The organism is Porticoccus sp., from assembly GCF_041592135.1.
GTDB lineage: Bacteria > Pseudomonadota > Gammaproteobacteria > Pseudomonadales > Porticoccaceae > Porticoccus.
The window spans coordinates 1-6,155 of sequence record NZ_JBFHQR010000136.1; the positions used below are offsets into that span (position 1 = coordinate 1).

Here is a 6,155-nt window from a genome sequence, read left to right on the forward strand (position 1 = left end):
GGTGGGTATCCGCTTTGCCGACGAGTTGCTGTGCCGTCGCCCGGAAGACCAGATCCACCTGTTTGGCGACGAAAGCTGCCTGCCCTACAACCGCATCCAGCTGTCGGCGCTGCTGGCGGGCGAAATCGACCGCGATGCCATCGACCTGCCCCTGCCCGACATCGCCCGGCACCGTAACTTTCGCTTTACCCCCTCGGCCATTACCGACATCGACCGCGACAGCAACACGGTGACCGATGCCAGCGGGGGCCGATACCGCTACGACAAACTGGTTTTCGCCACCGGCGCACGGGCGCATATTCCCAACATTCCCGGCATTGAACGCCAGGGGGTGTTCAGCTTCCGCAGTCTGCGCGATACCGAGAGCCTCTACGCCCGCATCCTGCGCTCGCGCCATATCGTGGTGGTGGGCGGCGGGCTGCTGGGGCTGGAGGCGGCCAAGGGCTTGCTGAAATTCCACACCAGGGTCACGGTGGTACAACAGGGTCCCCACCTGATGAATCGCCAACTGGATGAAGATGCCGCCCAGCTGCTGGAACAGGAAGTCAAAAGCCTGGGCATCGACGTCATCACCCACGCGGGGGTGCGCGCCATCGACGGCTTTGAGCACGTCACTTCGGTCACTACCCGCAACGGCGACACGATTCCCTGCGACACGGTGCTGTTCTGCGCGGGCATCACCCCCAATATCGAGCTGGCCCGCAAGGCGCGCCTGACGGTGGGCACCGGCATCGTGGTCAACGATCAGCTGCAGACCTCCGACCCCGACATCCATGCCATCGGGGAGTGCTGCGAACACCAGGGCGCCACCTACGGGCTGGTCAACCCCGGCTATGAACAGGCTTCGGTGGCCGCCTCCATTATCGCCGCACCCGACCAGGACCCGCTGCCCCGCTACCAGGGGTCGGCCACCGTCAGCAATCTCAAGGTGGTCGGCACCCGGGTATGCAGCCTCGGCGAAGTCAGTGAACTGGCGGCCCGGCCCTTCCAGAAAGAAACCCGCTACCGGGATGGCAGTGGCCAGTACCGCAAGCTGGTCACCCTCAAGGGCAAAATTATTGGCGCGGTGGGCATCGGGGACTGGCCCGAATCCCGACGCATTCAGGAGGCCTACCAGAACGGGCGCAAACTCAACCGCTGGCAGCTCTACCAATTCCGCCGCAACGGCAGGCTGTGGGGGGATAAGGGCAATGCTGTCAGCCAATGGCCGGGCAGCACCATCATCTGCCAGTGCAACAATATCAGTCTGCGGCAACTGGGCGACGCAGTACAAACCGGCTGTTGCTCGGTGGCCCAGCTACAGGACTGCACCAAAGCCGGCACCGTCTGCGGCTCCTGCAAGCCGCTGTTGCAGCAGATTGTCGGCGATAACAGCGCCCCGGAAAAAGAGTCCAGTGCATCCACACTGACCACCGCCGGCCTGCTGGCACTGCTACTGGTCGCCCTGATCAGCTTCTGGCCCGAGGCCCAGGTGGCCGACAGCGTGCAGCAACAGGGCTGGTTTGAGGGCATCTGGAACGACAAGTTCTGGAAACAGGTCACCGGCTTCACCCTGTTGGGCCTTACGGCCGTCGGCCTGCTGATGTCCCTGCGCAAACGCCTGAGCTGGGCCTGGATGGGAAAATTCTCCGCCTGGCGGCTGCTGCATAGCCTGCTCGGGCTGTTCTGTTGCATCACCCTGGTGCTGCACAGCGGCTTTCACCTGGGCGCCAACCTCAACCAGCTGCTGATGCTCAATTTCCTGGCGGTGGTGCTGCTCGGGGCGGTCACCAGCAGCGCCATCGGCGTGGGCCACAAGCTTTCCGCCGGCACCGCCAGCGGATCGAGAAAGTACCTGCAATGGCTGCACATCATCGTGTCCTGGCCGCTGCCGATCCTGCTGGGCTTCCACATTCTCTCGGTGTACTACTTCTGATGGCGGCGCCAGCACAATGAAAAAGTGGCTGTGGTTCAGCTGGATCATTCTGTCGCTGGGACTCGCCGGCTACTACGGCTATAGCTTTTTCCAGTCAGAGAACAAGCAGAACCTGCTGATTGGCGAGACCAGTTATGGCCACTACCAGATCGAGCTGGCCTGCGATGCCTGCCATAGCGATGCCTTCGGCGGCCAGGAATCCATCCAGAAAGCCTGTGTGGGCTGCCACGGCGAAGAACTGGAGGCCGCCCACGACTCCCACCCGAAAAAGAAATTCACCGATCCCCGCAACGCCAACCTGCTGGCGGTGCTGGACGCCCGCTACTGTGTCAGCTGCCACACCGAACACCAGCAGGAACAGACCCACCCCATGGGTCTGACCCTACCAAAAGACTACTGCTTCCACTGTCATCAGGATATCGGTGAGGATCGGGAGAGCCACCAGAACCTGGCCTTTGACAGCTGTGCCAGCGCCGGCTGCCACAACTACCACGACAACCGCGCACTGTACGAAGATTTTCTGCTGGAAAACCACCAGGGCGCCTGGGTCAATGCATTGGCCAAGCTCAGCCCACCCGACGCCGCCGCCAGGCTGGCGCCGGCACAGATTCCCGCACAGCAACCGGAATTCCCCCAGCAGGTTTCGCAACACCCGGATATTCACGGCGAGTGGTCCGCCAGCAGCCACGCCGGGGCCGGGGTCAGTTGCGGCGGCTGCCACGCTGATGCGGCCACCCAGGCATGGGTTGAAAAACCCGGTATCGAACAGTGCCAGACCTGCCATGGGAACGAGGCAGAGAGCTACCAGGCCGGCAAACACGGCATGCGCCTGGCGCAATCCCTGCCCGCCATCAGCCCGCTGGAATCCCACCTGCCCTTCAAGGCGCAGTCGCTGTCCCTGCACCAGGGCTGTAACAGCTGCCACAGCGCCCACAGTACCGACACCCAATTCGCCGCCACCCAGGCCTGCCTCGGCTGCCACAATGACCAGCACTCCCTGGCCTTTGAAGCCTCCCCCCACGGCAAGCTGCTCAGCCAGGCCATCGCCGGGGCCCTGCCCGCCGAACAGGCGGTCACCTGCGCCACCTGCCATATGCCGCGGGAAGAAAAAGTCCAGCTGGGCCAGAAAGTCATCCAGGTGAACCACAACCAGAACGACAACCTCAGGCCCAACGAAAAAATGATTCGACCGGTTTGCATGCAGTGCCACAGCCTGGGGTTTGCCATCGACGCCCTGGCGGACCCGGCGCTGATCGACAACAACTTCAACGGCAAGCCGTCACAGCACATCCCCGCCATCGACTGGGCACTGCGCCGGGAGGCTGAATGATGCGCGCCAACCGTATTGCCACTACCCCCACAACCACTCATCCAACCCTGAGGACTACACCATGAAGAAAGCAGCATTGATCCTGACCCTGGTCACCTCGGTGATCGCCCTGACCGCCTGCAAGGAAGAAACCGAAGCCAAGGCCGGCATCGACCCGAAAGTCTACACAGACTCGCTGTTTGCGGTGATGAAGGCTGACCGCTCCAACTACACCAAGTTGATTATCCAGCGCCTCGGCCCCAATGGCGCCGGGGCCATCAAGCCCGACGAGCACTGGGAAGACATCGAAAATGGCGCCCTGCTGCCGGCCCAGATGTTCCGCGCCGGAGCTGAAGCGGTGGCCACCATGACCGACGATTTCACCTATTCACTGCAATCCCTGTGGCCGATCAACAAACAGAACGCGCCCAAGACCCCGGTCGAGGAAGCGGGTCTGAAATTCATTGCGGAAAACCCGGGCGAGAATTACTACGGTGAAGAGACCCTCGGCGATGTCACCTACTACACCGCGGTCTACCCGGATGTGGCCGTTTCGCCAGCCTGTACCGGCTGTCACAACGGCCACAAGGACTCACCCAAAACCGACTTCAAAATCGGTGAAGTGATGGGTGGCGTGGTAATTCGCGTGCCACTGTAAAAATACGGCGTTCCAAACCCGGGTGACCCTATGTTGAAACCTGTCTTGTTGATTGCCACTGCCTGCCTGGTCTTGCTGGCCTGTTCGGAGAAACCGGAAAGCGAGCACGCCAGTGCCGCTGCTCCGGCAATCGAGGAACAGCCCCCGCATCCCGGGGCAGCGCTGGTCAAGGCGAACTGCCATGCCTGTCACAAACCGGGACTCAACGGCGCCCCCATTATCGGCAATGCCAAAATGTGGGGGCCAAGGGTAACCCAGGGTGAGGAAACGCTGGTGCAACACGCCATCCACGGGTTCGGGCTGATGCCCCCCCGCGGTGGTTCGGCACTCAGCGATGAGCAAATGGCCCAAGCGGTAAACTATATGCTCTCGCAGCTGCCGGTGGCACCCTGAGCCCTGTATTCAGGCATTCGGCATGGCCTGTACGGCCTGCCACAGGGCGTCCATGGCCTGTTGCAGTCGGTGCACCATCCCCGCCTGCTCATGGGCGTAATCGCCGCCATACAGCCGCACCAGATCCATGGCCGGGTGACCCCAGCCGCCGTATTCCCAATCCAGCACGACCAGGCCGCGCTCGGTATCAATGATATTTTCCGCCACCAGATCGTGGTGGCAGATCACCGGCTGCCAAGCTGACTGGTCCACCGCCGCCGCCAGCGTTTCAATCCGTTGCGCATCGACCTGGCCAGGGCCCAGTTGTGCCAGATAGCCCCGGCAGTGGTGCAAATAACTGAAACCTGCTGTCGCGGCGGGCGCAGGCAACTGCTGCCAGCCTCGCACAAGTTGCGCCAGCCGTTCCCGGTAGTTGTCCTGCTGCAGGGCATCTGCGGGCCAGTGACGCCCCTCCACAAATCCGGTCACCAGCACAGCGGTGGTGGCATACCAGAGCGGGGGGACAAAACCGTTTCCCTGCAGCTGGCGCAGCAGAGCCAGCTCCCTGCGGCGATCAATACCCAGTGCGGCACTGTTCACCGCATTGACCCGCACTACCGCGAGATGGGCGCCGCTCTCTACCAGAAAGGAATGATTGGTTCTGCCCCCCGGCAGCGGACGCACCAGCCGCGGCTTTCCCGGCAGCGGCTGGTGCCAGTGCTGCCAGTCAGACAGGGTCTGCTGTAGGGTACGCTCGATGTTGCGCAAGGTAATGTTTTCTCCAGGTGATGAATCCGATCACCACCAGCACCACATAAAGGGCAAACAGGCCGGCAGTAAAATACAGGCCGCGGTTCAGGTAAAGGTAGATGGACAGGCTGTCGATCACAATCCAGTAGAGCCAGTTTTCCAGCACCTTGCGGGCCACCATATAGGTGGTCAGCACAGCGCCCCAGGTGGTGAATGAGTCCAGGTAGGGCAACTCGGCATCGGTATGCTGCTGTAGCAGCCACCCGGAAATCAGCGACAGCAGCAACACCCCCAAAAAGGCATAGAGATGGCGCTCAAACGACCAGCGGCTGATTTCCAGCCCGTGGTGCGCCGCGCCGCCCCGCCGCCACTGGTACCAGCCGTAAACCGCCATCACCAGGTAATAGACGTTGAGCAGGGATTCCATGTACAGCTTTACGCCGCCAAAAATCCAGATGTAGATGGCGGTACCGAAAAAGGCACAGTACCAGCACAGGCTGTTTTCCTTCATGGCCAGCAACAGGTACGCCAGGGACAACAGCACCGCCAGCATTTCCAGATTGAGCCAGGCCGGCACCGCCCATCCCGACATCTCAGAGCGCCTCGTAACCGGGAATGACCTTCAGCACGTATACCGCCATGCCAAACTCCTCGCGGCAGGCGGCAATGGTTTCCTGCACCGCCCGCATGGCCTCCTCATACTCACCCTGCACCACGGTGCTGGTGGGAAAGGTCTGCACCTGCAGGCCTGGATAGCGGTTGATCCTGTCGATAAATCCTTTGATGGGCGTAATAAAATCCTCCCGGTTCGGATACATGCTGACGTCGATGGTCACAAGCATTTCTATATCTCCCTAGGGCCTGTTCACACTAATTTGATTACCACTGCTGGAGGTCATTTTTGCTTCCAGCGAGGCGGAATGAGCGTGGTTTAGTTATTCTAAATGAGCGAATGACAACAACGCTGGGGGCAAAAATGGCCCCAGCCCTTTGGGTTGCGGCTAAAAAAGCGCCACTCGTCGTTACTCGTCACTCAGTTAGAACCACTAAATTCATTTCTCGCGCCTAGATTGGCGCTTTTTTAGTCACAACAGAGGCAACCAAATTAGTGTGAACAGGCCCTAGAAACGGTATTTCGCGGTCACGCCGAC

Annotated in this window: 7 protein-coding genes; 4 read left to right on the forward strand and 3 right to left on the reverse strand. The window is 61.1% G+C overall.

All coding sequences use genetic code 11. The features are described 5' to 3' along the window. The 4 genes from ABY948_RS10590 to ABY948_RS10605 all read left to right on the forward strand — a co-directional run. On the forward strand, window positions 1-1,915 hold a 1,915-nt coding region (locus ABY948_RS10590), incomplete at its 5' end, for an FAD-dependent oxidoreductase (RefSeq protein WP_461482506.1). A 16-nt stretch (window positions 1,916-1,931) separates the two neighbouring features. Continuing rightward, on the forward strand, window positions 1,932-3,245 hold the full coding sequence (locus ABY948_RS10595) for a cytochrome c3 family protein (RefSeq protein WP_461482507.1): 1,314 nt from the start codon (window positions 1,932-1,934) through the stop codon (window positions 3,243-3,245). Between the two features lie 61 nt (window positions 3,246-3,306). After that, on the forward strand, window positions 3,307-3,882 hold the full coding sequence (locus tag ABY948_RS10600; RefSeq protein WP_461482508.1) for a Tll0287-like domain-containing protein: 576 nt from the start codon (window positions 3,307-3,309) through the stop codon (window positions 3,880-3,882). A gap of 30 nt (window positions 3,883-3,912) precedes the next feature. Continuing rightward, a complete protein-coding gene (locus ABY948_RS10605) occupies window positions 3,913-4,275 on the forward strand; it encodes a c-type cytochrome (RefSeq protein ID WP_461482509.1) in 363 nt (120 codons plus the stop codon). Window positions 4,276-4,284: 9 nt separating this feature from the next. On the opposite strand, the gene ABY948_RS10610 is transcribed toward ABY948_RS10605, so the two are convergent. The 3 genes from ABY948_RS10610 to ABY948_RS10620 are packed head-to-tail and all read right to left on the reverse strand — an operon-like array spanning window position 4,285 to window position 5,846. After that, the gene (locus tag ABY948_RS10610; protein ID WP_461482510.1) at window positions 4,285-5,022 is read right to left on the reverse strand and encodes a phosphotransferase; all 738 of its coding nucleotides are present in this window, start codon (window positions 5,020-5,022) and stop codon (window positions 4,285-4,287) included. Continuing rightward, window positions 4,982-5,596, reverse strand: a complete 615-nt coding sequence (gene pnuC, locus ABY948_RS10615; RefSeq protein ID WP_461482511.1) for a nicotinamide riboside transporter PnuC — start codon at window positions 5,594-5,596, stop codon at window positions 4,982-4,984. The genes ABY948_RS10610 and pnuC overlap by 41 nt, the downstream gene beginning before the upstream one ends. Before the next feature lies 1 nt (window position 5,597). Then, a complete protein-coding gene (locus ABY948_RS10620; RefSeq protein ID WP_461482512.1) occupies window positions 5,598-5,846 on the reverse strand; it encodes a hypothetical protein in 249 nt (82 codons plus the stop codon). Between the last annotated feature and the right edge of the window lie 309 nt (window positions 5,847-6,155).

What these genes read in the sequence shown, in the direction of transcription:
- ABY948_RS10595 (WP_461482507.1), top strand. Translation starts at nt 1,932, where the DNA reads ATGAAAAAGTGGCTGTGGTTCAGCTGGATCATTCTGTCGCTGGGACTC.
- ABY948_RS10600 (WP_461482508.1), top strand. Translation starts at nt 3,307, where the DNA reads ATGAAGAAAGCAGCATTGATCCTGACCCTGGTCACCTCGGTGATCGCC.
- ABY948_RS10605 (WP_461482509.1), top strand. Translation starts at nt 3,913, where the DNA reads ATGTTGAAACCTGTCTTGTTGATTGCCACTGCCTGCCTGGTCTTGCTG.
- pnuC (WP_461482511.1), bottom strand. Translation starts at nt 5,596, where the DNA reads ATGTCGGGATGGGCGGTGCCGGCCTGGCTCAATCTGGAAATGCTGGCG.
- ABY948_RS10620 (WP_461482512.1), bottom strand. Translation starts at nt 5,846, where the DNA reads ATGCTTGTGACCATCGACGTCAGCATGTATCCGAACCGGGAGGATTTT.